This window comes from Cutibacterium acnes (assembly GCF_003030305.1).
Classification (GTDB): Bacteria; Actinomycetota; Actinomycetes; order Propionibacteriales; family Propionibacteriaceae; genus Cutibacterium; species Cutibacterium acnes.
This window is the reverse complement of sequence record NZ_CP023676.1, coordinates 1612710-1639602: the sequence shown is the minus strand read 5'-3', so window position 1 is coordinate 1639602 and position 26893 is coordinate 1612710. Positions and strand designations below refer to the sequence as shown.

Sequence of the window (26893 nt, the reverse complement as noted above, 5' to 3'; positions counted from 1 at the left end):
GCGCGACCGGATCAGTTTTCGTCGACTTCGCCGTGAATGGTCATGGCCGAGCCGAGCTCGCCTTGAGATTCTGTGCTTTGCTGAGACGGCAGAGTGTCAGTGGTGCGTCGGTCGGCGGCATTGCCGAGCACCACGGCGATGGCAGGGATGACGGCTGCCCCCACCAGGAAGCTCCACCGCCATGGACTCGGGGTGATGACGAGTCCGATAAAGCATACTGTTCGCACGAGCATCGACCATAAGTAGCGTCGCTGACGCATCTCGAGGTCTTCACTGGCTGATCTCTTGGCAGACGTGATCGAATGCCGGGCGTTGCGGTGCCCTCGACGCCACCGAACCCGTGCTGCGTCACTCACCTGTCCAGCCTAGGTGCGTCGCGTTGATCAGGTCGAGCCTTCCCAACTCTTGGTCGTAGCGTGCGATAGGTTCATTCTATGAGTCTAGACACCCCGGGGCGCGTCGCCCTCGTCACCGGCGGATCGCGCGGTATCGGTGCTGCGATCGCCGCAGATCTGCACGCACAGGGATACCGAGTGGCCGCAACGAGTCGCTCGGCTACCGCGCCCGAAGGGGTGCTGCCGATCGCCTGCGACGTCACTGACGCCGACTCGGTTGACGTGGCGTTCAGCCAGGTCGAGCAGGAGCTTGGCCCAGTCGAGGTGCTGGTTGCTAATGCCGGAATTACCCGGGACGGACTGCTCGCCCGCATGAAGGAGGAGGACTTCACCGAGGTCATCGACACTAATCTCACCGGCGCTTACCGCGTTATCCGCCGCGCTGCCAGGGCGATGACCCGGGCCCGTTTTGGCCGCATCGTTTTGACTTCGTCAGTGGTAGGTCTGCTCGGTTCCCCCGGGCAAGTCAACTATGCGGCGTCGAAGGCTGGGATGCTGGGCATGGCCCGCTCTGTGACCCGTGAACTAGGGTCTCGCGGCGTTACCTGCAACCTTGTCGCTCCCGGTTTCATCTCCACGGACATGACCGAGGGACTGCCGGAGAAGCTTGTTTCCGGGTACCTCGAGCGCATCCCGGCCAAGCGGCTGGGATCGGTCGACGATGTCGTTGCGGTCGTCCGATTTCTCGTCTCCGATGCCGCCAGCTACGTCTCTGGGGCTGTGATCCCTGTCGACGGAGGACTCGGCATGGGCCACTGACACCATCACATCCATCCACATCGACCGGAAGGACATCACTATGGGACTTCTTGAAGGACGTACCGTCCTCGTCACAGGCGTGACGATGCACACCTCTATCGCTTTTAAGGCGGCCCAGATTGCCCAGGATGAGGGCGCCCGGGTTATTGTTTCGAACCTGCCGCGTGCCGTCGGCGTCACCCGTCGAGCTGTTCGCAAACTCGATCCGGTGCCGGAGGTACTCGAACTCGATGTCACCGACGCCGACCAGCTGGCTGCCCTGCCTCAGCAACTGCGCGACCTCGGAGTGGAAAAGCTTGATGGTGTCGTTCACGCCATCGCCTTCGCTAACCCCAAGACGGCCCTGGGGGGCAAGTTTCTCGAAACGGAATGGGATGACGTCTCGGTCGCTGTCCACACCTCCACGTATTCTTATGTCTCCTTGATGACCGCCCTTGTCGACATCCTCGCCGAGCATGCTTCGGTCGTCGGTCTGACCTTTGACGCCACCGTCTCCTGGCCCTTCTACGACTGGATGGGAGTGGCCAAGGCGGGACTGGAATCGGCCAATCGCTACCTGGCTCGATACCTGGGCCCCAAAGGTGTGCGCTGCAACCTAGTGTCCGCTGGTCCGCTGGACACCATGGCTAAAACAGCTATTCCGGGCGCTGATGCCTTTAATGATGTGTGGGGGGAGCGTGCCCCGCTTGGCTGGGACACCAAGGACACCACGCCCGCGGCCAAGGGAATTGTTGCCCTCTTGTCTGACTGGTTCCCAGCCACTACCGGCGAGATAATCCACGTCGATGGCGGTATGGGTTCGACCGGAGCTTGATCCACTTAGGTCAGTGGCCACGACGTGGCTGCGGTAACAGCTTGGGAGGCGGCGTTGCGCAGTTGGCGCAGCGCCGTTTCTCGTGTCTGTGCTCCGTAGGCGGTAATCATGGTTGATTCACGCCCGGCATCGCAGGCCATCATCACGGTCCATGCCGAGTCCAGGAGACGCTGATCGGCTGGACGATGACCGGTGAGGTACGGGGGCACGACGTCGGGACGACGTCCTCCCATCATGCTCAGCTCGTTGAGCTGAGCAGCCGTCGCGCAGATGGCCGATCTCAGCAACGGAGCGGCGTCGGCGGGGGTAGGGGGTGGTAGAGGAGCGACAGCCCGGACGACCGTCCACTGCATCGCCGAACCCACCGGATGAGGGATCCACGCGGTCCCGGCGGGCATGGTCGTAGAGCCTTGATGACAAACGACGACTGCACCGGCGTCGAGAGCGGCTCGTTTGACCTGAGCCGGACCGCGCAGACCAGCAAGCTGACCGGGGGCAGGCAGCAGCAGACCCCACAGCACGGGAGTGTCGTGGGGGACGTGGGAGATCCGGGCTAGGGCCATCCGGATGGGGACTGACGACAACGGATCATGTTCGGATAGGCCGAGCGTTTCGTCGGGATCGTGAACGTGGTGGGCCGCTGCCATTCTCAGTAGCTCCGCCTCAGCGTGGGGAGCGGTGGTGCGACCGGCACACAGGTCGTTGAGCAGGCAGGTGAGACGGCAGCAGATCTCGAGCATTCGCCCAGACTAGACGCCTTTTTCTCGTGCCAGGGTAAGCGTTCTTGGCACTGCCTAGTCGTCTTCTGCACGACAGCCCGGGTATGTCGTCGCCACAAGGTAAGTTCTTACCCATGAGTGCAGCGGCGCAGTTGGCAGGCGTGGGAGTTCGACGCGGGGACCGTTGGATCCTCGACAATGTCAACCTCGACGTCTTGGACGATCAGCGTTGGGTGCTGGTCGGGCCTAACGGAGCGGGTAAGACGACCCTTCTGCAGGTCCTGGGAGCTCAACTTCATCCCACTGTGGGGCTGGTGGAGATTCTCGACGAGATACTCGGTGCGGTTGATGTATTCGAACTGCGACCGCGGATCGGAATGGCCTGTTCGGTCTTAGCTCACCGCATTCCGGAATCGGAAAAGGTCGGCAATATGGTGGTTTCGGCGGCCTGGGCTGTCGTGGGCCGTTGGCGCGAAGCCTACGATGAGCAGGATCTGGCCCGTGCCGACGCTCTGCTGGAGCGGATGGGACTCGGCGGAATGGGCGATCGTATGTGGGGCACCCTGAGCGAGGGGGAGCGCAAACGGGTCGAAATCGCCCGTGCTCTCATGACCGATCCGGAACTGTTGCTGTTGGACGAACCGGCTGCTGGTCTTGACCTAGCTGGTCGCGAGCAGCTTATTGAAGTGCTGTCGGCTATTTTTACTGATCCCGATGCTCCGGCATCGGTTCTTGTCACTCACCATCTAGAGGAGATTCCGGCTGGAATCACCCATGCGTTAGTGATGGCGGAGGGTCGCATCGTGGCTGCCGGTCCAGTGGAGACGACGTTGACCTCGGAAGTCCTCTCTGGTGCTTTCGGTATGCCTTTGATGGTCAGTCACATTGACGGGCGCTGGAACGCTCGTGCTGCCCGCTGACACCGCACCGACGACGGGAGTGTGCCGTGTTGGAATCTTTCGGGGAACATCGCTGGTTGCTGTGGGCGGTGGCGTCCGCTGTGCTGGCGTGCACGGAGATGCTAAGCGGAGAATTTACCCTGCTCATGCTCGCTGCCGGTGCGGGAGCAGGAGCAATCACCGCAGCGATCGTTCCAGGAATGTGGTTACTGCAGGTCATCGTCGCTGCTGTGGTGGCAGCTTTATTGCTTACCGTGCTGCGCCCAACGTTGTTGCGCCGGGTGCGTGAGGCTCCGGGATATCGGTCAGCTTTGGATAAACTAGTCGGTTCTGACGGCGTTGCTACGAGCGACATCACAGATGGCCACGGTCAGGTCAAGGTGGACGGTGAAGAGTGGTCGGCACGTGCCCTGGAACCCGGGTCGACTATCGCTGCCGGGGAGAAAATTGAGGTGTACGAGATCGATGGTGCGACGCTCGTGGTATATCCAGTTTTCAGGAGTCTGAGTTCCTGATCTAGGCGTGTGGCCTTGATCTGGCATGATGAGGGGGATGCCGGAGCCTGACCGGCACCTCAAGTATCGCAGGAGTATTCATGCCCCAGTTCATCCCCAGTCTGGTGATTATTGTCCTGCTCGTCGTCGTGTTGTCGTCGAGCATCAAAATCATTCACCAGCAGAAGATCGGTCTCGTTGAGCGGCTCGGAAAGTTCAATCGGCGTCTTAACCCTGGCCCCCATCTGCTTATTCCGATCATCGATCGAGTGCAGCATAACCTCGACATGCGTGAGCAGGTTGTCCCTTTCCCACCGCAGGGGGTCATCACCGAGGACAACCTCATGGTCAACATTGACTCGGTGATCTATTTCCAGATCGTCGATCCGGAGCGCGCCGCCTACGAGGCGCAGTCTTACAAGACCGCTATCGAGCAACTGACGATGACGACCTTGCGTAACATCATCGGTGGTATGGACATGGAGGCGGCCCTCACCAGCCGAGAAGAGATCAACCAGAAGCTACGGTCAGTCCTTGACGAGGCCACTGGCAAATGGGGTATCAAAGTCAACCGGGTTGAGTTGCGGGCCATTGAGCCGCCGCCCACGATTCGTGATGCGATGGAGAAGGGTGCCCGGGCCGAGCGCGACAAGCGAGCCGCGATTCTGTTGGCAGAAGGTCAGCGTCAGTCCCAGGTCCTGTCGGCCGGCGGCGACCGCGAGTCGGCTATCCTGCGTGCCCAAGGCGACCGTGAGGCTGCCGTCTTGCGTGCCCAGGCCGATCGTCAGGCCCAGATGCTGCGCGCCGAGGGTGAGGCCCAGGCAATCACGACGGTGTTCAATGCCATCCATGCCGGTCAGCCCGACCAGGGTCTGCTGGCCTACCAGTACATGCAGATGCTGCCGACCCTTGCTCGTGGCGACTCCAACAAGGTGTGGGTGGTCCCCTCTGAGCTGAACGACGCCTTGAAGGGTATTGGCTCCTTAGCGGGCAAGGACGAACACGAGCCGGGTAAGGGCGGTTTTGCGGCGGCTGATCCGTCGCAGTTTGCCGCACCGGAGAAGATTGATGTTTTTGCCGAGATCGAGGCTCAGAAGGCGGAGGAAAAGGAGGCCTCTGAGGCGACCGTCCAGCAGGCGATCCAAGAGGCTGCCAAGTTGGAGAATCCCGGTCTGTCAGGCAAACGCAGTATGGGCGGTGGCCAGATCACCCCGGCTCCGGCGGAGCAGCAGACCATCTCGGAACAGGGGAGCGGCCAAGTCGAGTGACCGGCGGCTGCCGAGGCACCCATGCGGGACTCGGAACGGGACATCTCGTATCGTTGGCACCGTGCATGATTTCTTGCATGATGATCGTGCAAGAAATCATGCACGTTCGGGGTCTCGAGAGCCGTTGTTCAGCTGGTGGCCGATGAGGCCTCATGGCATAGACCTTCGGTTGCAGCGTCGAGATCACGAACGGTCAGTCACTGCTCGACCTCCCATTGCCGCGCATAGCGGCCAGCCAGCATTCCGCAGGCGATGAGTTGGGCTAGATGGAAGATCATGAGGGGTAGCACGATGAGGCCGACCGGCTGGCCAGCGAAGAGCACTGTTGCCATAGGCAGACCGGTCGCCAGCGAAGAGCACTGTTGCCATAGGCAGACCGGTCGCCAGCGATTTTTTGGTGCCGCAGAACTGGATGGCGATACGGTCGTTGCGGTTAAAGTCGAGCCATCCGGACCCTGTCCAGGTCAACCACAGCATGAAGAACAACAGAGCCAGACAGATGAGGGTCAGGACGACCATCGAGGCCGGTGACACGAGGGACCACATGTGCTCTCGCATACCCTCTGAAAATGCCGAATAGACGACGAGGATGATCGATCCCTGGTCGACATATTTGAGTGATTTGCGATGTTCAGTGACGAAATCTGCGGTCCACCGACGTGACAGCTGGCCTAGCACGAAAGGCAACAGCAACTGGACGATCACATCAAGGAAGCTGGACGGTTGAATCGTGAGCCCGCCGCTAGTCGACATCAAGAGGAGGGCTAGGAGGGGCGTGAGGAAGGTCCCTAAGAGATTCGACGTAGTGGCTGCGACGATAGCTCCGGCGACGTTGCCGTGGGCAATTGAGGTGAAATTGATCGACGACTGTACCGTCGACGGTACGAGGCAAATCCACAACATCCCAACGTAAAGGGTGCTGGGCAGCGCCCAAGGCACCAGAGCGCGCATCGCCAACCCGATGAGCGGAAAGACGACGAAGGTAGAGGCCAGAATCGCTCCCTGCAATTTCCAGTTCTTGAGGCCGTCGAGGGTTTCGCGGGGCTCCAGTCGGGCACCGTAGAGGAAGAACAGGATGAAGATGAGGACGGTGACACCATGCTTGACGACGGGTACTGCAGACCCAGTGGCAGGAAGCATCGATCCAATGATCGCCGTCACCACAATGGCGAGGACGAACCCGTCAATAGGTAGCGTGCGGCGTGGGTTGGCGGAACTCATCTGTCCACGATAGTCACCGGTAGGTTGGAGCGGTGGCAACGTTCATCGATATCGACGATCCCGCCGACCCACGACTGGCTGACTACGTGAACCTGCGTGACGTCAACCTGCGCAAGTCTTTGGAGGCTGAGCATGGGCTGTTTATCGCAGAGGGCGCCAAGGTCATCCGGCGCGCTTGTGAAGCTGGCTACCCACCGCGGTCCTTCTTACTGGCTCCTCGCTGGATTGACGGTTTACGGGATCTCTTCGACGGCCTCGACGTCGAGGTATTCGTCGTCTCCGAGACCCTGGCCGAGCAGGTGACCGGGTTCCACGTCCACCGCGGCGCCCTGGCTTCTATGTGCCGTCAGACTCGTTGGAGCGCCGCTGATCTTATGGCGGCGCGACGTCTGGTGGTGTGCGAGGACATTGTCGATCACACCAACGTCGGAGCCATCATCCGGTGTGCGGCCGGAATCGGGTGGGATGGCGTCTTACTGGCCCCTCGCGCGGCTGACCCGCTCTATCGTCGGGCTATCAAGACCTCGATGGGGACGGTTTTTCAGTTGCCCTGGGCTCGTCTCGAGGACTGGGCGGGAGGTCTTGGTGAGTTGCGCGACCACGGTTTCACTGTGGCAGCGATGGAACTGAGCGGTGACTCAGTCACCCTCGATGAGTTCTCCGCCGATTTGAGACAGAACCCGCGCAAGGTTGCTCTGCTTATGGGTACCGAGGGGGCGGGCCTGTCGGCCCACTGGATCAGTCAGGCCGACGTCGTGGTGCGTATCCCGATGGCAGGCGGCGTGGACTCTCTCAACGTTGCGGCGGCAGCTGCGGTCGCCTGCTACGAGTTGCGGGGGTAACCCGGGTCAGCCCTTTGGAGTGAGGGGCCAGTCGTCGGGGTACAGGTGCGCCACGCTGTCGTGTTGCTCGTCGAGTTTGCGGCGGGCACGCTTGGAGAGTCGGTCCCCGAAGACGATGCCGTTGCAGTGGTCGGTTTCGTGTTGCAGACACCGGGCGAAGAACCCGGTTCCGGTGACGGTGATGTCGTTGCCCCACGGATCCTGACCAGTGCAGGTGGCCAGATCGGGGCGAGCCATGGACTGGAAACCGCCGGGCCATGACAAGCAGCCCTCATCGGCGGCTTCCAAGTGGCGATCGTGTCCTTCCGGCAGGGTGACAACTGGGTTGCAGAATGCTCCGTGGTGGACGATGTTGTTAGCGTCAGGGCAGGCGTAGACGAACAAGGACAAATCAACCCCGACTTGAGTTGCGGCCAGCCCGACACCGTCGGCGGCGTTCATCGTGGCGAACATGTCGCGGATGAGGGTCGTCAGGTCCTCATCGAACTCTGTGACTGGACGGGTCTGCGCGTGCAGGACGGATTCTCCCCATCGTGTCACCCGACGCAGAGACCCACCTTTGAACAGATCCTCCCAAAGGGGGTTGTCATTGGGGGTGTGCTTGCGCATGGCTGATCTCCTGGGGTTGATAAATGTTTGTAGCTGATTGTGTCACGAGTAGACGACGGCCCGTGATCATCCGGTAGTCGGGCCCACGATGACCCGCATGGCGCCGGGCTGGTCGATAGTTGTCTCGACCTGCCAGCCGCCGGTGTCCTCGTCGCGTAGATGGATTGCGATCTGACCTTCCTCCGGTAATGCGACCCACACGCGGGTGCCATTCTGAGTGGTAACGGTGATGTCGCGCGGGTTCGCTCCGGTGGTATCAAATTCGTCAATCAGATTGATCCGTCCAAACCGCCCTCCCAGTATCCCAATGCTGCCGACCGACCTATTGGCGACGAAATGCCGGCCGTCAGGGGTAGTGACGATTGCTGACGGGGAAGCTGGCGCACAAGCGGAGCGACGCTCTTGCGAGCCGGTATGTGACCAGCGCGACGACGCCGTTTCTTGGACGAAACGCCACTCGCGAGCCCACATGTCATGACCGGTAGGACGAGACCACGTGCTCACGGTGCCTGACAACGCTCCGCCGACAGTCAAGATCTGCTTGCGCCCATCTTCGGTGAGGGTGAGGTGACGCGGGCCACATCCCGCAGGGGTCTTGAGGGATCCGATGATCTCGGGGCCGGCCTCGCTCCAGCGCACGACGTTGATGCGGTCAGCTCCGAGATCCGTGACCGCAAGATGCGCGCGATCCAACCACGTCACCTGGTGAGCATGGGGACCCTCTTGACGATCTGCCACCGGTCTAGGGAAAACACAGCCCTGACCGAGATCGAGGACGTTTCGGACAGTTGGTCGGGTGGGATCTGATAGGTCGACGAATTCGACCTGGCCCGAGGCGTAATCCGCGACGGCCATGAGACGCCCAGTGGGATCGACGGCACCGTGGCAAGGCCATTGGCCTTTGAGCTGAACGGTCCCGACGACCTGGAACTCGCGTCCGGGGTGGACAACGACAAGGGTGCCATCACGCTCGCACAGCACGACGACAAGGTGGTATAGCGGGGTGACCCAGGACGCATCGCCTAAGGGGCAACTGCCCACAACGTTGGTGCGAGGCCCGTCAGGTCCTGTCGTCACCTGCCACGCGGTAATGCCTCCGATTGCGGCATCGCAAGTGCGGTAACAGGCAAGAACTGGGGTGACAGCCATGGATGGGAGCCTACTCGGGAGCGAGGGCTCACCAGGCTAAAGAAGGTCAGGCGATTGTCCACAGGGGGCGAGGTCCGATGTTGTCGGGTTATCCACAGTTGGAAAATAAGTTGGCGAAGATCGCGATCTGTCACGATAACTGAAGACATGAGGAGATCTGTCTGCATCAGCCTACTAATCATCACGGTGGGGATTTGCTTGCTGGCCTTACCAGCTCCCAGCCACAGCGTTGCTGCCGTTCCCGCGCGAAGTGTGGCGAATCGTCCGACTCCGCCGGTGCTAGGCCCCGTCATCAAAGGGTTTGCGCCACCTGCCGAAAAATGGCTGCCGGGTAGTAGGGGAGTGGAATTTGCGGCCTCCGTGGGAGAACCAGTGACGACCGTGACGGCTGGGGTGGTCGTTTTTGCTGGCCAGGTCGCGGGGGCTGGGGTGGTGAGCATCCTGCTTGCTGACGGTCGTCGGACAACCCACATGCCGGTTGTGCCTAGCGTTGCTGTCGGCCAGGTAGTGGTTCCTGGCCAGCAGATCGGAGTTGTCGGGATGGGGCCACCATGCACCCGCACTTGTTTGCACTGGGGGTTGAAGAAGGGAGATGTTTATCAAAACCCCATGACATTGTTGCAACTTCAGGTGCGGTTGCTGCCCTTGGACAGTCGGCCTCATTCAGCGTCGGGGCACGGATGGCCTGTGCGGCCCCTGAGCCTGCCAGGGGGCAGCAGGAGGAAAGCTGCCTCAAGCGGTGCCCTCATGCCTCCGTGGCGTGGAGCTGGGCGGGACGCCGCGTTAGGCATTGATACGACGGTGACCGAAGCCACCCGAGGTGGCTCAGGCGCGGGGATGAGCCTGGCGAAACGCAGTGCGCAATCTTTCGGTGGAAACGTGGGTGTAGATCTGCGTGGTGGCTAGGGATTCGTGGCCCAATATGTCCTGGACGGTGCGCAGATCTGCTCCGCCTTCCAAAAGATGGGTCGCCATCGCGTGACGTAACCCGTGAGGCCCAAGGTCGGGGGAGTCTGGTTCGGCACGCAAGTGGGTGTGAACGACTCGCCGAACGACGCGCTGATCGATGCGACGACCACGCGCTCCCAAAAAGAGGGCCTGCCCGGAGTGCGGCCCAACCCATTCCTCACGACGAGGTAACCACGTATCGATGGCACGCAGCGCAGGCGCCCCCATAGGCACGGTGCGTTCTTTGTCGCCCTTGCCCGTAACTTTCACAGTGCGGCGAGATCGATCGACGTCACCCAGATCAAGACCGCACAGCTCGCCGACACGCAGCCCTCCACCGTAAAGGACCTCAAGGATGGCGGCGTCGCGTGCGCCGTGGGGAGATTCATCGTGACGAGCCTGTGCTACGGCTTCGTCGAGGATGTGACGAGCCTGATCGACGCCCAGAGTGGCCGGCAGGCGTTTCGGTACTTTGGCCGAATTCAGAGCGGTCGTCGGATCGGCGGAAATGAGCCCTTCGTTAGCCGCCCAGCGGAAAAATACTCGCGCAGCCGACCAGCGGCGCTGCATGGTAGCGGCCGAGGCGCCAGCCACACGGGTATCAGCTAGCCATGCTCGCACTTGCGATGTGCCGATCCTGCCCAAGGTGTCGTCGCCGTGGGAGTGAGCGTGGCCCATGAGATCGATGAGGTCAGCTCGGTAACCGCGGATTGTGTTGGGCGAGCGTCGGAGAGCCGAGAGGTGGCCACAGAAGTCCTCGACGGGCACCGTCAGGGACATAGGCAGCTGTCCGGCGCCAACGCGCGTCGGGGATGGCTTCTTCATCACATCCACTGTGGCCTGTGATTGCCGCCATGGTAGGCAGACACGCGGAAGTGGCCGGGGTCAAGGGGAAGGTTAGCTTGATTGCCTCTTGGTGTCGTAAACTAATCGCGCAGTCCGGATCATTTCGGACTGACTTCGCATGCATCGACGTCACCGACGACCGGACGTCCACGGTCCTGCCACGGCAGGCGGACGAACGGTGATGCATCAGGAGGTGACGCAATCCCGCGTCACCGTTCAACCGTTGGCATATCTGTGTGATGTGCCCAGAGAGGGAAGGACACGGCATGGCCGTCGTCACCACTCGCCAGCTCCTCGAGAGCGGCGTCCACTTCGGACATCAGACGCGTCGCTGGAACCCGAAGATGAAGCGCTTCATCTTCACCGAGCGCAACGGCATCTACATCATTGACCTGCACCAGTCGCTGACCTACATTGATAAGGCGTACGCCTTCGTCAAGGAGACTGTCGCCAAGGGCGGCCAGATTCTTTTCGTCGGCACGAAGAAGCAGGCCCAGGAGTCCATCGTTGAGCAGGCCACTCGCGTTGGCATGCCCTATGTCAACCAGCGTTGGCTTGGGGGAATGCTCACTAATTTCCAGACCATCTCGAAGCGCATTGCCCGGCTCAAGGAGCTCGAGGCCATGGACTTTGACAAGGTTTCCGGCTCCGGTCTCACCAAGAAGGAGCTGCTTATGCTCTCTCGTGAGAAGGACAAGCTGGAGAAGGACCTCGGCGGTATCCGCGATATGCCGAAGGTTCCGCAAGCGGTCTGGGTCGTTGATACGAAGAAGGAGCACCTCGCCATCGACGAGGCTCGCAAGCTCAAGATTCCGGTCGTCGCCATCCTCGACACCAACTGTGACCCCGACGAGGTGGATTACGCCATCCCGGGTAACGATGACGCCATTCGTTCGGTGTCCTTACTGACCCGCATCATCGCCGACGCCGCCGCTGAGGGCCTCATGGCTCGCTCAGCTGGTAAGTCTGGTGAGCAGCCTGCTGAGGCCGAGCCCATGCCCGACTGGGAGCGCGAGCTCCTCGAAGGGGACGGCGCTAAGACCGAGGCCAAGGCTGAAGAGCCGAAGGCCGAGGCCAAGAAGGCTGACGAGGCCCCCGAGGCCGAGAAGTCCAACTGAAGTTCGCCCACGTCTAGACAGGACTGAGATATCTATGGCTATCACTGCTGCTGAGGTCAAGAAACTGCGCGACGCTACTGGCGCCGGCATGATGGACGCCAAGAAGGCCCTCACTGAGGCCGATGGCGACTTCGATAAGGCCGTTGACATCTTGCGTGTTTCCGGCGCTGCTAAGGCTGCGAAGCGTTCCGACCGTGAGGCCAGCAACGGCCTGGTTGCTGCCGCTGGCTCTTCCCTGGTGCATATCGGCTCTGAGACCGACTTCGTCGCCAAGAATGAGGAGTTCATCGCCGCCGCTCACGAGATCGCCGAGGCTGCTGATAAGGCCGGGGCTGACTCTAAGGATGCTGCTAATGCCGCAGCTTTGGCTGATGGCACCACTGTTGGTGACAAGCTTGGTGAGCTCGCCGCCAAAATCGGTGAGAAGATTGAGCTCGCTAACGCCGCTCACTTCGATGGCAACGCGCACGTGTACCTCCACCGTCGTTCCCAGGACTTGCCCCCGCAGGTCGGCGTCATGGTTGAGTACGAGGGCGACAACATCGAGGCTGTCCACGGCGTTTGCCTGCAGATCGCGGCTATGAGCCCGCGCTGGCTGTCCCGTGACGAGGTCCCTGCCGACGTCGTCGAGCACGAGCGCACCGTTGCCGCTGATATTGCCCGCGAGGAGGGTAAGCCTGAAAAGATCATCGACCGCATCGTCGAGGGTCGCCTAGGCGGCTTCTTCAAGGAGAACTGCCTGCTCGATCAGCCTGCCATTTCCGATGACAAGAAAACCGTCGCCCAGACCCTTGAGGCCGCTGGTGTCACCCTCAAGCGTTTCGTTCGCTTTTCTGCCGGAGAGTGATCTCGTCCCCACGTGGGGATGATAACGAGATTGTGACGACGAACGGTCCCACCGTACGAGGTGGGGCCGTTCGTCGTTTCCCAGCGAATGACGGTCGCGGCTAGGGCGAACTGCGATGGTAGCCGTCATCGGGCTAAGCTGGGGTGACGCATCCCGCGTCAATGTCCGCTGACCAGGAGAGATGATGCCAGAGCGCTACAACCGAGTCCTTCTCAAGCTGTCCGGAGAGGTTTTCGGAGGAGGAGGAATCGGCGTCGACGCCGATGTCGTGTCCGCCAAGGCCCGCGAGATCGCTGAGATCGCTAATAGCGGCGTTCAGGTGGCCGTCGTCGTCGGTGGGGGGAACTTCTTCCGCGGGGCTGAACTTCAGCAGCACGGCATGCAACGTGATCGCGCCGACTATATGGGAATGCTCGGCACCGTCATGAATTGCCTTGCCTTGCAGGATTTCTGTGAGAAGGCTGGTGTCGATACCCGCGTTCAGACAGCCATCACGATGGGCCAGGTTGCTGAGCCTTACATCCCGCGCAAGGCCGAGCGCCATATGGAGAAGGGACGAGTCGTCATTTTTGGTGCCGGGTCCGGAATGCCGTATTTCTCGACCGACACCGTCGCTGCTCAGCGAGCCTTAGAGATCGGAGCCGATGCGCTCCTCATGGGTAAGCAGGGGGTTGACGGCGTCTACGACAGTGATCCCAAGACGAACCCGAACGCCCACAAGTTTGACGAACTGACCTACGATGAGTTTCTGTCGCGTGATCTTAAGGTCGCCGACGCAACTGCCGTCGCCATGGCCAGGGATAATGACCTGACGATGGTCTTCTTCAACCTCGAGATGCCAGGCAATATTAGCCGCGTCATCAATGGTGAGGACATCGGCACCACCGTCCATCGCTGAACCATCGAGACATACCAAGGAAGGACAACACAGTGAGCGACATCATTAAGGACGCCGAGAAAAAGATGGGGTCAGCGGTCGACCATGCCCGCGAGGAGTTCGCGGCTATTCGCACCGGGCGTGCTAACCCCGCCATGTTTAACAAACTCATGGTCGAGTACTACGGTACCCCTACCCCGCTGCAGCAGCTCGCCAGTTTCCAGGTGCCGGAGGCTCGCACTGTCCTTATCGCGCCATTCGATAAGAGTTGTGTCAATGACGTCGAGAAGGCTATTCGGGATTCCGACCTAGGAGTCAACCCCTCCAACGATGGCAACGTGGTGCGTTGCGTCCTTCCAGCTCTGACTGAGGAGCGCCGCAAGGAGTACATCAAGATGGCCAAGACTAAGGCTGAGGAGGGGCGTATCGCGGTCCGCAACGTCCGTCGCGCCAGCAACGATGTTGTCAAAAAGCAGGAGAAGGACAAGGAGATCTCTGAGGACGAGATGACTCGTCTGGAGAAGGAGCTTGACCAGGTCACCCGCAAGTACGTTGAGCAGATTGACGAATTGCTGAAATCCAAGGAGAGCGAACTCCTCGAGATCTGATCAGATTCGAGGTGGGCGAGCCTGAGAAGAAGACCACGGCCGCACGGACTCCACGTGCCGGCCGTGATCTTCCTGCTGCCATCACTACGGGCGTAGTGCTGTGCGGTGCCGTCATCGGCACCGTTGGATGGTGGCATTGGGGTTTCGTGTTGTTGATGACCTTGGCCCTTATGGCCGGGGCCATTGAGCTTCATCGAGCGATGGTTCGTTTGGGAATGGACTCCGCGGTAGTTCCGATATGCGTCGGCACCGCAGTTATGGTCATTGGGGCATATGCGGCCTCGACCCTGAAGCTTCACATCCTGCCCAATACCTTCCTGGTGGTGACGTTAGGTGCGACGACAGTTGCCGCAATGGCGTGGCGACTGCCACGCGGGTCGCATGGCTTCGTCAAGGACGCTGCTGCCAGCCTTTTCACTATCGCCTACTTGCCATTGCTTGGCTGCTTCGTTCCCCTCATGATGGGCGATGACGGTGGTAGCCGCCGCATCGCTACCTGGATCCTCAGCGTCGTGGCTTCTGACACCGGCGGTTATGCCGTAGGGGTGCTATGTGGCAAACACAAGTTGGCCCCGCGTATTAGCCCGAAAAAGAGCTGGGAGGGTTTTGCCGGGTCCGTCATAACCGCAGCTTTCGTTGGATGGGCCTGTTTGGGAGGATTGCTGTCGGCGCCATGGTGGGCTGGGATTGTTCTTGGCGTTGTTCTAGCCTTGACCGGCACTGCGGGAGACCTTGTCGAGTCGATGATTAAGCGTGACGCTGGTATCAAGGACATGTCGAACTTCTTGCCCGGTCATGGCGGGGTCATGGACCGGCTCGACTCAGTGCTGTTTTCGGCGCCCTTCGCCTGGCTCGTCATGTCCCTTGTGCTGTGACTGTAGTCGCGGGGCCACTCCACTATGAGCTTGGCCAAGCTCCGATGATATACTATCTCCTAAGTAATAGCTATTAGGTATAGATGGGGGCGAAGATGGACATTATTATCATGGTCCTCATCGCCGCGTTGGTGTTGACGATGATACTGCGCGGCGTCAGGAAGTCGATATTCATTGTATCCGTCATGGTTATCGCAGCGCTTTGCGTGATTCTGTTGTCGCTACATGCGACGAGTGATCTGGGGCTGTCATGGTGAGGAACTACGACATCGAAGTCGAAAGTCTGTCAGATGCGGAACGAACCCCGTCTAGAGCAGGACGGGTGTTTCCTATCGTGGGCTTCTGGGGAGCGAACCTCTTCGTGCTGGCCTACATTGGGGTTCTAGCGGGTGGATTCATCGTGCAATTCGGGTTGCATGAATTCCCATGTCCACTGTGCATGCTTCAGAGGTACTCGATGATGCTTGCCTCTTTGGGGCCTCTTTACATCATTGTTCGTACCCGGCGCGGGTCCGTGACGATGGCGGATTTTTGCCTGGGCTATGGCGTATCGATCCTCTCGGCGGTCCTTGGCGCAGCGGAATCGGCACGTCACATCCTGTTGCATATTCAACCTGGGGACCCCGGATATGGTTCTAAGGCTTTCGGGTTGAGCACCTACACCTGGGCCTTCATCACCTTTACCATCGTCATAGCATTCTGTGGCGTCATGATGACCTTTGCTCCGTGGCTTACCCCCCGTGGTGTTAAGGCCCACGCCATATCCACTGTCATCATGTGGCTATTTGCCCTCATCGTCGTGGCGAATCTCGTCATGATCGTGTTTCTTGAGGGATTGCATTTCCTCCTGCCCGGTGATCCAGCCTGTTACGAGCTAGTGCAGAACTGTTCGCCGAGGTGACGTCGCGACCCGTACTTAGCAGGCACCGACTCGTGTGGTCGGGTGGTGGGAGTTGGGGATAATGGGGGCGTGATGTCATCGACTGGAAGTTCCGTCAGCACGTCAGGTCTTGTTCTGCCCTCCACGCCGCTCGCCGAGCCGGGCAAGGAAGTGCCACTCGTGGTGAATACCCCGAATCGTGCCAAGCCTCCTCGTCACTGGATCGATCTGAGCATCGAAGAAAGGGTGCAGGCCGTCAAGGATTTCGGTGTGCCAGCTTTCCGTGCTCGGCAGATTTCCGCTCACGTCTTTGAGCGGTGGGAGGTCGACCCGACTCAGTGGACTGACTTGCCTAAGGCGGCCCGTCAGGAGATCGCCGACGCCTGGTTTCCGGTCCTGTTGACCAAGGTCTCTCAGCAGTCGTGCGATCGCGGCACAACCGTCAAGACCCTGTGGCGGCTGCATGGTGGAGCTCTGGTTGAGTCGGTACTCATGTACTATCCAGCCACCCGTCACTCTGCGGCTCGCGCCACCTTGTGCCTGTCTTCGCAGGCCGGTTGCGGTATGGCCTGTCCGTTTTGTGCCACCGGTCAGGGTGGTATTCAGCGCAATATGTCCACCGCCGAAATCGTCAGCCAGGTTTTGGCGGCGAATCGTCTCATAGCGGCAGGCGAGGTTCCTGGGGCGTCCGGACGCGTCCACAACATTGTCTTTATGGGTATGGGTGAGCCGATGGCCAATTACCGTTCGGTGCTTACTGCCATCCGGACCCTGACCGCCGACGGTCCCGACGGGGTCGGGATGAGCGCCCGGGCCCTCACCCTCTCGACAGTCGGCCTGGTACCACGTATCAAGGCCTTGACGCAGGAGGGGATCCCGGTAACCCTCGCCGTCTCATTACACGCCCCTGACGACGAGCTGCGTGATGAGCTCATCCCGGTTAACCGTCGTTGGAAAGTCGACGAGTTGCTCGACGCCGCCTGGCACTACGCCGAAAAGACGAAGCGTCGCGTCTCCATCGAGTACGCCCTCATGAAGGACATCAACGACCAGGCCGACCGTGCCGCGGTGCTGGCCCGTCAGATCCGTCGTCGGGGCGATTGGACCTGGGCTCACGTCAACCTCATCCCTCTCAATCCGACGCCCGGTTCCCGCTGGACGGCTTCGCGCCCCGAGGACCAGGATGCCTTCGTCGAGACACTTGAGCGCTGGAAGATCCCGGTGACAGTGCGCGATACCCGAGGCTCTGAGATCGACGGTGCTTGTGGCCAGTTGGCAGCTGTGGGACGGTCGGAAGGACTAGGCAGCTAACGGTTTGCGGCGGCCCCGGTGACAGTCCCGGTGTGCCCCGAGCGTCACAATCGTCCACACAGAAATACAGAAGGGATTCACCGTATGGATAGGCAACTCGAAAACGCGTACGAATCGGTGTTGCGTCGCAACCCAGGGGAGGCCGAGTTCCACCAGGCTGTGCGGGAGATCTTTGAATCTCTCGGCCCGGTGCTCGACACGAATCCGCAGTACGTGGAGGCAGCCGTGTTGTCGCGCATCTGCGAACCGGAACGCCAGATCATTTTCCGGGTGCCGTGGGTTGACGACGAGGGCAAGATCCGTATCAACCGTGGCTTCCGCGTTGAATATTCGTCGGTGCTGGGGCCGTATAAGGGTGGATTGCGATTCCACCCCTCGGTGTACTTAGGAACGATTAAGTTCCTTGGTTTTGAGCAGATCTTCAAAAATGCTCTGACTGGCATGCCGATCGGTGGCGCGAAGGATGGGTCGGACTTTGATCCCCATGACGCGTCTGAGGCTGAGGTCATGCGATTCTGCCAGTCCTTCATGACCGAGCTCTACCGTCACCTTGGTGAACACACCGACGTGCCAGCTGGTGATATCGGCGTTGGCAGTCGTGAGATCGGATTCCTCTTCGGCCAATACAAGCGCATTACTAACCGTCATGAGTCCGGTGTGCTCACCGGTAAAGGACTCACCTGGGGTGGATCCTTGGTGCGCACTGAAGCTACCGGATATGGCACAGTCTTCTTCGTCCAACGAATGCTGGCGACCAACGGCAAGTCTTTAGACGGCCTGCGAGTTACCGTCTCCGGGTCGGGCAACGTCGCGATCTACGCCATCGAGAAGGCTCAGGATCTCGGAGCCACCGTGGTTGCGTGCTCAGATTCCAGCGGTTACGTCGTTGACGAGAAAGGTATCGACGTCGCCCTGCTTAAGCAGATCAAGGAGGTGGAACGGGCCCGCATCTGCGAGTATGCCGCTCGACGCGACTCGGCTACTTTCCACTCCGACGGATCGATCTGGGATGTGCCGGTCGACGTCGCCTTGCCCTGTGCCACTCAGAACGAGCTCAATGGTCAGGCTGCCGCCACCCTCATCCGCAACGGTGTGGTCGCTGTCGCTGAAGGTGCCAACATGCCCTGCACTCCTGAGGCGGTGCATTCCTTCCAGGACGCCGGCGTCATTTTCGCCCCGGGTAAGGCATCTAATGCGGGTGGCGTCGCTACTTCGGCCCTCGAGATGCAACAGAATGCCGCGCGCGACTCCTGGGATTTCGACGCGACCGAAGCTAGACTGCAGCAGATTATGGCCGACATCCACGATCGTTGCATCGAGACCGCCGACGAGTATGGCCACCCGGGGGATTACGTTATGGGTGCCAACATCGCCGGGTTCACCAAGGTGGCTGACGCCGTTATCGCGATGGGTGTCGTCTGAGTGCCGCTACTGCCTCGTCGACGGTGTCGACGAGGCGAATGCGGTGAGGGTGGTCCCGTGACATGCTGTGCAGCAGCGGCCAGGCCGGTAGGGTCTGGCTCCAGTAGCGGTTGCCAAGCATGATGAGCGGGGTCATCTCGTCTTCGCTGGTGGCGTAGTAGTTACCAGTGAGAGCTTGGAAGATTTCCTGGACGGTGCCCGCTTGGCCAGGTAGGTAAATGATCCCGCCTCGGCAACGGTTGAGGAGGATATCTTCGCGCAGCGCATTCGAGAAGTACTTGATGATGCTGGTCGCAAAGACATTGGGTGGTTCGTGACCGTAGAACCACGTCGGGATGCCGATAGTGCGGTGGGCGGCGCCTTGCGGCCAGGAAGAAACGACGTCAAGGCCCGCCTGCACCCATGTGGTGACGTCGGCAGTCCCGGCGACCTTCCTCAACCGGTCCAGGGACTCGTCGAGCAGGTCGGGTGGGCAGGCAGCTCCCAGGTTGGTCGCCTCCATCGCTCCCGGGCCGCCCCAGGTTGTGACGAGATGGCCGGTACCAGCCAGGGCGGCACCGAGGTCGGCTGCCAGCCGATAGTCGTCGGAATCGCGGGTGACAGAGTGGCCACCCATGACACCCACTGTCATGGACGGATCGGTTCCTGCCAGCAGGTCATCCAGAGCGTCGGTCATCGCGTCGTCATGCAGAGCAGTGGCGAGGGTGTCGCGCAGTCGTGGCGGAGTGGCCAGGCCGCGGCGCCATCTGTCGATGGCAGCGTCCAGGGTGACGTGGTACCCCTCGCCGATGTCGTTGTACAGTTCCTCCGCTGTGTAGGCGCCCGGGTGGTAGGGATCGAATGGGACCCCCGGGATAGCCGGAAGATGAGGGCGCCCCGGGCGCGCAACCAGGCTGCGAGCCGGGCGGAGGTCGAGCAGCCAAGGAAGATCGTCATGGAGACGTCGCAGTGACGAAGGAGGTTGCTGCACCCGGTGAGGTCGACTCCCCTGGACCACCTGACCGGCGAGATTGGGAGCAGCTGCGCGCAATTGGTCGACCGTCTCGATCTCGATATGGGTGGTGCTCATCGTCGTAGCTCCGGGTGCACCAGGCCCAGCAAACCACCAGGGTTGAGTGGTTCATTGTCCCACTCGGTCGTCGTTGCCTCCGGGGTCATTCGCAAGGTGAGGGTGTGAGGGGTTGAGATGACGCACAGTCTTGCCACGAAGGTTTCGCCCTGCCACCCGCCGCTGGTCGCGATATCGATGGCATCGTCACCGACCCGGCAGTGGGAGGTCTGCCATTCCTCGTAGCCCACGGCGATGTCGAGGGTTTCGTCGGTGGGATGGCTGAAGGTGCCCGGACAGCGCCACGACATCGCCCAGGTTCTGCTCTCCTTGTGCGGGGAGACGACGATGTATGAGCCATCAGGGGCGATTCCCTGCACCGACCTTGCCGAGTCGAATTCTCCAGTCACGGTGGGCACAGTGCGCACGATTTCCTCAGGCTGTGGCTGGAATCCATCCGCTAAGGCAGGCAGGAGGTGGTCCCAGACAGCTTGGAGAATGGCTTGCTTGTCACCAGGGCCTTCACTGGCCTCGTTGGTCATAGTGATGACGGCGTCAACCTCGGGGACGATGAGGACATACTGGCCGAAGGCTCCGTCCAGACGGTACCCATGGCTTGACATCCATGTCTGCCAGCCATACCCCATTCCCCATTCCGGATCGGTCTCGCTGTCGCAATTGACTTGACGGACACGGTGCTGCCTGATCCACTCCTCGGGTAGTAGACGGGCGCCCTCATGCACCCCATCGTCGAGGAGAAGCTGGCCGAACAGAGAGAGGTCTTCAGCGTCAATATGCAGTCCTGAGAACCCCATCGGGATGCCGTCGGCGTCACGGACCCAGGTGTGTGGTCCCGCCCCGATCGGGTCGAGAACCTCCTTGGTGATGATGGTGTCGACGTCCTCGCCGGTGTGTTGAGCAACGAGCCGAGAAAGCATCCAGGTGGCCAGATTGTTGTAGGCGAAGTCGATACCGGGACGGCCTTCCGGCTCGGTCGCCAGCAGGATCCGGGCGGTGTTGAGATCGGGCAGACGGCGGGACATCAATGTTGGTTCGAGGAGCTGCTCCGGGGAGTGACCGGTCGACATGGACAGGGCATTGCGAACCGTCATGGATTTCGCTACTGGCCCGGTGTTGGCGGTGCAGGCCTGCGGCCACAGATCGGCCAAAGTGTCGTCGTATCCGAAAGCTCCCCGATTCACGGCGATGCCGACGGCAGCTGAGGTGAATGTTTTCGAGCAGGAGTAGACCAAACTCGGGACGTCGGGGCTCCATGGAGCCCACCGTCGTCGACCAACGACCTGACCGTGCTGGCGGACGACGAGCCGGTGGGGGTGAGCCCCGGCCTGCTCGAGCGCGTCTGCAGTGACGTCGAGAACGCTGTCAGTCATGGTTTCCACTCTAGGGCCGTTGATGAGTGCTGTGGGCACCGAAGAACAGGACTGTGGATTGTGGGAACGCCGTGACACACTGGCAGGGTGAAGAAGGTCATCATTCTCGGCTCCACCGGATCGATCGGAACCCAAACTCTAGAGGTCATTTCGTCACGTCGTGACCAGTTTGAGGTCGCTGGCATATCGGCAGGTGGCTCGGATGTTGGCTCACTAGCTCAGCAGATAATCGACTTCTCTATCCCCGTCGTAGCTGTCGCTCGTGAGGATGCCGCTGAGGAGCTTCAGCGGGCTTTGGCCGTGCAGGCTGGATCACGGGGCCGTATCGTGCCCAATCCTCGGATCCTTACTGGCCCGGATGCGTCGACAGAGCTGGCAGCTATGCCCGCTGATGTTGTCTGTAATGCCATTACCGGCGCGGCTGGTTTGCGACCGACCCTCGCCACCTTGGCCGCAGGGACCACTTTGGCCTTAGCGAACAAGGAGTCGTTGGTCATTGGTGACAGGCTCGTTACTCAGGCGGCCGCCTCAGGACAGATTGTCCCCGTGGATTCTGAGCACTCCGCCTTCGCCCAGTGCCTACGAGGGGGCGGGCGCAACGAGGTGCGTCGCCTTGTTCTGACCGCATCCGGCGGACCTTTCCGCGGTCGCGACCGTGCCTCCCTGGCCGATGTCAGCGCTGCCGAGGCCATGAAGCATCCCACCTGGAATATGGGCCGGGTCATCACCATTAACTCGTCGACTCTGGTGAATAAGGGTCTGGAGCTGCTCGAGGCGGCCCTACTTTATGATGTTGATCTCGACGACATCACCGTCGTCGTCCATCCTCAATCCATCGTCCACTCGATGGTGGAGTTCTGGGATGGCGCCACTATTGCTCAGGCTTCGCCTCCCGACATGAGATTGCCGATTGCCTTGGGACTGTCTTGGCCGGATCGCCTTCCTGACGCAGCTGCCGGCTGCGACTGGTCGACGGCTACTCAGTGGACCTTCGAACCCCTTGACAACGACACTTTCGGGGCCGTCGAACTAGCCCGACGCGCTGGTCATGCTGCGGGTACTGCGCCGGCCGTGTTCAATGCCGCTAACGAGTCCTGTGTCGACGCCTTCTGTGCCGGAAGTATCGGTTTCCTCGACATTACCGACACCATTGCCGCGGTCCTTGACGAGCACCTATCCGGTGACGAGAACGACACCCTTGGTGCTCGACATGTCGGTGACGAGGCCCTCACCCTCGATGCCGTGTTGGCCGCCGACGCCTGGGGTCGTCGTCGCGCCGCCGAGGTGTGTGCCCGGGGGATTCGCCGGTGATAGTTGTAGTCGAAGTGCTGGCTGGAATCGTCTTCTTCGGCCTCATCATCCTCTCGGTGCTACTTCATGAGTGCGGTCACTTCATCCCGGCGAAGATCTTCGGGGTCAAGGTCACCGAGTTCTTTGCCGGGTTCGGACCGAAGATCTGGTCGTTCACGCGCGGTGAGACGGAGTACGGGTTCAAATGGATCCCGCTGGGTGGCTATGTGCGCCTCATCGGGATGTACCCCGCCAAGGTCCACCATCGTCACAGCAATCGGCTTACCAGATTTGCTGATGAGGCGCGTGTTGCTGAGGTCGAGGGCATCACAGACGCCGATCAAGGTCGGCTTTTCAGTGACAAGCCGGTGTGGCAGCGCCTCATCATCTTGAGCGGTGGTATTCTTACCAATCTGCTGCTGGCCTTCCTGCTGTTCTGGGCGGTTTTCGGCATTCACGGACGAGCCGACCAGACGACGACAGTCGCTGCAGTCACCCCCTGCGCCCATTCCGCCCAGACCAGCGGCCCATGCTCCAAGGAAGACCGTCGTGCACCGGCTGCCGAGGCCGGTGTGCGAGCGGGGGATCGCATCGTCTCTTTTAACGGTCGACAGGTGGATTCCTGGTCGCAACTTCAGGAGTTCATCCGTGGTAATGGTGGCGGCGAAGTGCGTCTCGGAGTGGAACGCGATGGCGCTTTCGTCAGCCTTACGCCCACGCACACCCTCCTCACCAAGGTGCCTGACCTCAGCACTCCCGGTCGTACAGTCGAGGCGGGTTACTTGGGCGTGAGCCCGACGATGGTCATTGTTCATTCTGGGCCGGGCGATACCGTCTCCCAGATGTGGACGATGTCGAAACAGTCGTTGAGCGCATTGGCCAGACTTCCAGTTCTGACGTGGAACGTCGCCTCCGATCTGGTGACCGGTCAGGCTCGCGACGCCAACAGCCCAATGAGCATCGTTGGAGCCTCTCGGGTGGCCGGGGATGTTGCCGGCGATTCCCAGCTGACCTTGGGCGACAAGATCGCCACCGGTGCAAGCTTGCTGGGTGGCCTCAATCTCTTTTTGTTTTGGTTCAACGTCGTGCCATTGCCGCCCATGGACGGTGGACATATCGCTGGAGCCATCTATGAGGCAGGTAAGCGGGGGCTATTTAAACTTGCCAGAAAGCCTGATCCTGGCCCGGCGGACACCGCGATGATGCTGCCGGTGGCATGGACAATCGGGGCGCTTATGCTCATGATGGGACTCGTCCTCGTTGTCGCAGATGTCGTATCGCCGGTAAAAATTTTCTAATTATGGCTTCGTATCGGTGAATGAGCTGTAAATTATCGCTCGCAGTGCGGGAATGTTTGGTGAATTGTCAATGATGAGCATTCCTGTCCTCGTGCCGACCGTGGCAAGGTAACGCGCGTATGTTTCCTGCCTCACGAGGGGATTGCCATGACCACAATGTCTAGACGCGTCCTGATAGGTCTGGCTGCGGTGTCATGTAGTACGGCCATGATCGTCGCGGGGCAGCCTGCACATGCCGCGTCGCCCAGGCTAAGGCACTGACGGGTTGGGTCAACAAGACCTTCGCTGATGACCCGGTTTTTATGCTTGGTGATTTCAATGCTTATGCCATGGAGGATCCGATCCGCGCTAGGAAGGCCGCCGGGTTTAGCGAGGTCGTCGAGGAATATGATCCAGATGCCGCGAGCTCCGAGTTCTCCGGTCGCGTCGGGTCTCTGGACCACATTTTCGCCAATGCTAAGGCGCATGAGCTGGTTTCTGGCGCCGGTATCTGGGATACCAACGGGTCTGAGTCGGTGGCCATGCAGTACTCGCGTCGCGACGACATCGTGGCCGATTTACACCACCAGCCAGTTCGGTGCATCGGGACACTCGCCAGCCCTGGTGGGCTTCTCTATGCAGACTCCGGCCCCCAGCCCAGTATCGACGGCGTCCTCGACTCCGGCGGTGACCTTGGTAGTCGGTTCGGTCGGCCCGAGCACGGCTGTCGTGGCCCCGACTTCCGGACAAGGGTCCGCATTTCAGCCACGCCTGCCACGTACCGGAGTCTGATACGCCTTCTGCTCGCTTCGCTACCCGGCTGAGAGGTTTGCCTGGCGCATCGGGCTATGGGGGCGGCGAGATCGACCGACAGGGTTGAGTTTCACCCGCCCCCGTAGATGGTTGGCATGTACCGCGTCAGTGCCATGATGGAGATATGAACGCTTTCACGCCATCTTTGCCTGCCCCGCTTACCACTGCAGGCATTGCTGTGGCCCCGAGCGGACGTGTTGCCGCGCTATCTGCCGGACGCTCTGAGGCCTGGACCGCAGCGATCAACCACCGATTCGTCAATGAACTGTTCTCGGGTGAACTTGATGATGCGCAGCTATCATACTACATCATTCAGGATAACCAGTTTTTCGTTCCTTTCTTGGAATTGTTGGGCGAGGCCCTCGTCCGTGCGGACACTGTGGAGGCGAAGCTGGTTTTCGGACGTCAGTTGGGCATGATATGCAGTGAGGAATCAGGCTGGTTTGAGGCTACCTTCGATGAACTTGGAGTCTCCCAGGCTGATCGTGCCCATCCGCACCTGTCGGAACCCACCCGCTCCTTTGAGAACCTCATGCATAAGGCTGTTAATACCCACCACTATCCCACGGTGTTGGTGCTGTTGGTGGTGGCTGAAGGTCTCTACCTTGACTGGGCCTCTCGCACCGATGCCCCGGAGCCCGGAGCTAATCTTCCTAATAAATTCTTGGGATGGGTGGATCTGCACCGAGGCGATGAGTTCCGTACCTGGGTGCAATTCCTGGTTGATGAACTCGAACGCGCTTCGGGACAGGTAGATCTTGAGGAACTTACTCGGTTTTGGAACGTGGCAGTGGACTTGGAATTGGCCTTCTTCAACGATGTGCCGTTCCCGCTCGAGGGCTGAAGAAACTCGTCAAAGGAAAATGTTCAAGGGTGCCCGGCGTGGTATGGAGAGCCTTCGGTACCCAGCCCAGCGCCGTACTGATGGGTCCGACGACGAGGACTGAGTGCTCGCTGTCAGCGTCACTACAGCGGCGACGGTGGTGACACAATGGAGACGACAACCCGCGATTTCAGGAGTGACACGTCAATGACCGTGAACCTGGGTATGCCTACCCCTCCCGTTCCGACCCTGGCGCCACGTCGTAAGACGCACCAGATCAAGGTGGGAGATGTGCTCGTCGGTGGTGACGCACCCATTTCAGTGCAGTCCATGACAACCACCAAGACTCACGACGTTGGTGCCACCCTGCAGCAGATCGCCGCCTTGACCGCTGCAGGTTGTGACATCGTACGCGTCGCATGCCCAACCGATAAGGACGCCGAGGTGCTACCGATCATCGCCAAACGGTCCCAGATCCCGGTGATTGCCGATATCCACTTCCAGCCGAAGTACGTCTTCCAAGCGATCGAGGCTGGCTGTGGCGCGGTGCGCGTCAACCCCGGAAATATCCGCAAGTTCGACGACCAGATCGAATCGATTTGTCAGGCTGCCACCGAGCACGGTACGAGCATCCGAATCGGCGTGAATGCTGGGTCTCTCGACAAACGTCTGCTTGACAAATACGGAGCCCCGACCGCCGAGGCCATGGTGGAGTCGGCGCTGTGGGAGGCTAGCCTCTTTGAGCAATACGGATTCCGGGATTTCAAAATATCGGTGAAACACCACGACCCGGTTGTCATGATCCGTGCCTATGAACAGCTCGCCGCCAAATGCGATTATCCCCTTCATCTGGGCGTTACTGAGGCTGGTCCGGCCTTCCAAGGCACCATCAAGTCGGCGGTGGCCTTCGGGCACCTCCTTGCCGAGGGTATCGGTGACACCATACGCGTCTCCTTGTCGGCTGATCCGGTCGAGGAAGTCAAGGTGGGTATCAAGATCCTGGAGTCGCTCAACCTACGTCCTCGAGGTCTAGAGATCGTCTCCTGCCCCTCTTGCGGACGTTGCCAGGTCGATGTTCTAACGCTGGCCAATGACGTTACTGATGCCCTTGAAGGGATTGATGCTCCGCTGCGCGTCGCTGTCATGGGTTGCGTCGTCAATGGGCTCGGAGAAGGCCGCGAAGCTGACCTGGGTGTTGCCGCCGGCAATGGCAAGGGCAAGATCTTCAAGCATGGCGAGGTCATCCGTACCGTTCCGGAAGGCGAGATCGTTCAGTTCCTCGTTCAGGAGGCCAACCGGATGGCCGACGAGATGGACACCACCGGGGCCGTTGAGGTCACGGTCTCCTGA

At 60.5% G+C, this 26893-nt stretch carries 28 protein-coding genes and 1 pseudogene; 21 read left to right on the top strand and 8 right to left on the bottom strand.

Annotation, left to right across the window (positions count from 1 at the left end; translation table 11 throughout):
* Nucleotides 1-11: 11 nt before the first annotated feature.
* On the bottom strand, nt 12-299 hold the full coding sequence (locus CPA42_RS08315) for a DUF3099 domain-containing protein (protein WP_306387948.1): 288 nt from the start codon (nt 297-299) through the stop codon (nt 12-14).
* Nucleotides 300-434: 135 nt separating this feature from the next.
* Between CPA42_RS08315 and fabG the strand changes: the two genes are divergently transcribed.
* Both fabG and fabI read left to right on the top strand, forming a co-directional pair.
* Complete coding sequence (gene fabG, locus CPA42_RS08310; protein ID WP_002517002.1) at nt 435-1154, top strand: 3-oxoacyl-ACP reductase FabG; 720 nt, start codon at nt 435-437, stop codon at nt 1152-1154.
* 40 nt (nt 1155-1194) lie between these two features.
* Nucleotides 1195-1968 (top strand): enoyl-ACP reductase FabI, encoded by a 774-nt coding sequence (fabI, locus tag CPA42_RS08305; protein WP_002516999.1) that lies wholly within the window; start codon nt 1195-1197, stop codon nt 1966-1968.
* A gap of 5 nt (nt 1969-1973) precedes the next feature.
* On the opposite strand, the gene CPA42_RS08300 is transcribed toward fabI, so the two are convergent.
* The gene (locus tag CPA42_RS08300; protein ID WP_002516894.1) at nt 1974-2708 is read right to left on the bottom strand and encodes a hypothetical protein; all 735 of its coding nucleotides are present in this window, start codon (nt 2706-2708) and stop codon (nt 1974-1976) included.
* Between the two features lie 113 nt (nt 2709-2821).
* On the opposite strand from CPA42_RS08300, the gene CPA42_RS08295 reads away from it, so the two are divergent.
* From CPA42_RS08295 to CPA42_RS08285, 3 genes are all read left to right on the top strand, one after another.
* Nucleotides 2822-3607 carry an ABC transporter ATP-binding protein gene (locus CPA42_RS08295; RefSeq protein WP_002516984.1) on the top strand — a complete coding sequence of 262 codons (786 nt, stop codon included), beginning with the start codon at nt 2822-2824 and terminating at the stop codon, nt 3605-3607.
* A gap of 26 nt (nt 3608-3633) precedes the next feature.
* The gene (locus CPA42_RS08290) at nt 3634-4101 is read left to right on the top strand and encodes an NfeD family protein (protein ID WP_002516971.1); all 468 of its coding nucleotides are present in this window, start codon (nt 3634-3636) and stop codon (nt 4099-4101) included.
* Between the two features lie 80 nt (nt 4102-4181).
* Nucleotides 4182-5348, top strand: a complete 1167-nt coding sequence (locus CPA42_RS08285; protein WP_002516898.1) for an SPFH domain-containing protein — start codon at nt 4182-4184, stop codon at nt 5346-5348.
* Between the two features lie 197 nt (nt 5349-5545).
* On the opposite strand, the pseudogene CPA42_RS08280 reads toward CPA42_RS08285, so the two are convergent.
* Nucleotides 5546-6569: pseudogene (locus tag CPA42_RS08280) on the bottom strand (bile acid:sodium symporter family protein).
* A gap of 32 nt (nt 6570-6601) precedes the next feature.
* On the opposite strand from CPA42_RS08280, the gene CPA42_RS08275 reads away from it, so the two are divergent.
* Nucleotides 6602-7411, top strand: a complete 810-nt coding sequence (locus CPA42_RS08275; RefSeq protein ID WP_002516905.1) for a TrmH family RNA methyltransferase — start codon at nt 6602-6604, stop codon at nt 7409-7411.
* Nucleotides 7412-7417: 6 nt separating this feature from the next.
* Here CPA42_RS08275 and def read toward each other — a convergent pair whose 3' ends face one another.
* Nucleotides 7418-8020 carry a peptide deformylase gene (gene def, locus CPA42_RS08270; RefSeq protein WP_002516961.1) on the bottom strand — a complete coding sequence of 201 codons (603 nt, stop codon included), beginning with the start codon at nt 8018-8020 and terminating at the stop codon, nt 7418-7420.
* A 66-nt stretch (nt 8021-8086) separates the two neighbouring features.
* The gene (locus CPA42_RS08265) at nt 8087-9169 is read right to left on the bottom strand and encodes a lactonase family protein (RefSeq protein ID WP_002516938.1); all 1083 of its coding nucleotides are present in this window, start codon (nt 9167-9169) and stop codon (nt 8087-8089) included.
* Nucleotides 9170-9316: 147 nt separating this feature from the next.
* On the opposite strand from CPA42_RS08265, the gene CPA42_RS08260 reads away from it, so the two are divergent.
* Nucleotides 9317-10075, top strand: coding sequence for a M23 family metallopeptidase (locus tag CPA42_RS08260; RefSeq protein WP_002519289.1), 759 nt, complete (start codon nt 9317-9319; stop codon nt 10073-10075).
* On the opposite strand, the gene CPA42_RS08255 is transcribed toward CPA42_RS08260, so the two are convergent.
* The gene (locus tag CPA42_RS08255; RefSeq protein ID WP_002518398.1) at nt 9995-10942 is read right to left on the bottom strand and encodes a tyrosine recombinase XerC; all 948 of its coding nucleotides are present in this window, start codon (nt 10940-10942) and stop codon (nt 9995-9997) included. The two genes, CPA42_RS08260 and CPA42_RS08255, sit on opposite strands and share 81 nt — an antisense overlap.
* Before the next feature lie 287 nt (nt 10943-11229).
* On the opposite strand from CPA42_RS08255, the gene rpsB reads away from it, so the two are divergent.
* The 9 genes from rpsB (at nt 11230) to gdhA (ending at nt 18901) form a co-directional block, all read left to right on the top strand.
* Nucleotides 11230-12081: a 30S ribosomal protein S2 gene (gene rpsB / locus CPA42_RS08245; RefSeq protein ID WP_002516927.1), complete on the top strand. Its 852-nt coding sequence runs from the start codon at nt 11230-11232 to the stop codon at nt 12079-12081.
* 34 nt (nt 12082-12115) lie between these two features.
* The gene (gene tsf / locus CPA42_RS08240) at nt 12116-12928 is read left to right on the top strand and encodes a translation elongation factor Ts (protein ID WP_002517028.1); all 813 of its coding nucleotides are present in this window, start codon (nt 12116-12118) and stop codon (nt 12926-12928) included.
* A gap of 181 nt (nt 12929-13109) precedes the next feature.
* Nucleotides 13110-13826, top strand: a complete 717-nt coding sequence (gene pyrH / locus CPA42_RS08230; RefSeq protein WP_002519292.1) for a UMP kinase — start codon at nt 13110-13112, stop codon at nt 13824-13826.
* Nucleotides 13827-13858: 32 nt separating this feature from the next.
* Entirely contained in the window at nt 13859-14413 is a 555-nt protein-coding gene (frr, locus tag CPA42_RS08225) for a ribosome recycling factor (protein WP_002516897.1), read from the top strand.
* 11 nt (nt 14414-14424) lie between these two features.
* Complete coding sequence (locus CPA42_RS08220; protein ID WP_002516978.1) at nt 14425-15288, top strand: phosphatidate cytidylyltransferase; 864 nt, start codon at nt 14425-14427, stop codon at nt 15286-15288.
* 95 nt (nt 15289-15383) lie between these two features.
* Nucleotides 15384-15545 (top strand): hypothetical protein, encoded by a 162-nt coding sequence (locus CPA42_RS12750; protein WP_011183871.1) that lies wholly within the window; start codon nt 15384-15386, stop codon nt 15543-15545.
* Complete coding sequence (locus tag CPA42_RS08215; RefSeq protein WP_002517001.1) at nt 15539-16189, top strand: disulfide bond formation protein B; 651 nt, start codon at nt 15539-15541, stop codon at nt 16187-16189. The genes CPA42_RS12750 and CPA42_RS08215 overlap by 7 nt, the downstream gene beginning before the upstream one ends.
* A gap of 72 nt (nt 16190-16261) precedes the next feature.
* Nucleotides 16262-17479 carry a dual-specificity RNA methyltransferase RlmN gene (rlmN, locus tag CPA42_RS08210; RefSeq protein WP_002519293.1) on the top strand — a complete coding sequence of 406 codons (1218 nt, stop codon included), beginning with the start codon at nt 16262-16264 and terminating at the stop codon, nt 17477-17479.
* Between the two features lie 84 nt (nt 17480-17563).
* On the top strand, nt 17564-18901 hold the full coding sequence (gene gdhA / locus CPA42_RS08205) for an NADP-specific glutamate dehydrogenase (RefSeq protein ID WP_002516997.1): 1338 nt from the start codon (nt 17564-17566) through the stop codon (nt 18899-18901).
* Here the strand turns inward: gdhA and CPA42_RS08200 are convergent.
* A complete protein-coding gene (locus tag CPA42_RS08200) occupies nt 18879-19970 on the bottom strand; it encodes an LOG family protein (RefSeq protein WP_002516901.1) in 1092 nt (363 codons plus the stop codon). The genes gdhA and CPA42_RS08200 overlap by 23 nt on opposite strands.
* Entirely contained in the window at nt 19967-21340 is a 1374-nt protein-coding gene (locus CPA42_RS08195; protein ID WP_002517003.1) for a serine hydrolase domain-containing protein, read from the bottom strand. The genes CPA42_RS08200 and CPA42_RS08195 overlap by 4 nt, the downstream gene beginning before the upstream one ends.
* An 87-nt stretch (nt 21341-21427) precedes the next feature.
* Between CPA42_RS08195 and dxr the strand changes: the two genes are divergently transcribed.
* The 5 genes from dxr (at nt 21428) to ispG (ending at nt 26893) form a co-directional block, all read left to right on the top strand.
* Nucleotides 21428-22651, top strand: a complete 1224-nt coding sequence (gene dxr / locus CPA42_RS08190) for a 1-deoxy-D-xylulose-5-phosphate reductoisomerase (RefSeq protein WP_002516931.1) — start codon at nt 21428-21430, stop codon at nt 22649-22651.
* Nucleotides 22648-23928, top strand: coding sequence for a M50 family metallopeptidase (locus CPA42_RS08185; RefSeq protein ID WP_002516878.1), 1281 nt, complete (start codon nt 22648-22650; stop codon nt 23926-23928). Before dxr ends, CPA42_RS08185 begins: the two co-directional genes overlap by 4 nt.
* Before the next feature lie 302 nt (nt 23929-24230).
* On the top strand, nt 24231-24731 hold the full coding sequence (locus CPA42_RS08180; RefSeq protein ID WP_002516907.1) for a hypothetical protein: 501 nt from the start codon (nt 24231-24233) through the stop codon (nt 24729-24731).
* 113 nt (nt 24732-24844) lie between these two features.
* The gene (locus tag CPA42_RS08175) at nt 24845-25564 is read left to right on the top strand and encodes a TenA family protein (RefSeq protein WP_002516981.1); all 720 of its coding nucleotides are present in this window, start codon (nt 24845-24847) and stop codon (nt 25562-25564) included.
* A 147-nt stretch (nt 25565-25711) separates the two neighbouring features.
* Nucleotides 25712-26893 carry a flavodoxin-dependent (E)-4-hydroxy-3-methylbut-2-enyl-diphosphate synthase gene (gene ispG, locus CPA42_RS08170; RefSeq protein WP_002519294.1) on the top strand — a complete coding sequence of 394 codons (1182 nt, stop codon included), beginning with the start codon at nt 25712-25714 and terminating at the stop codon, nt 26891-26893.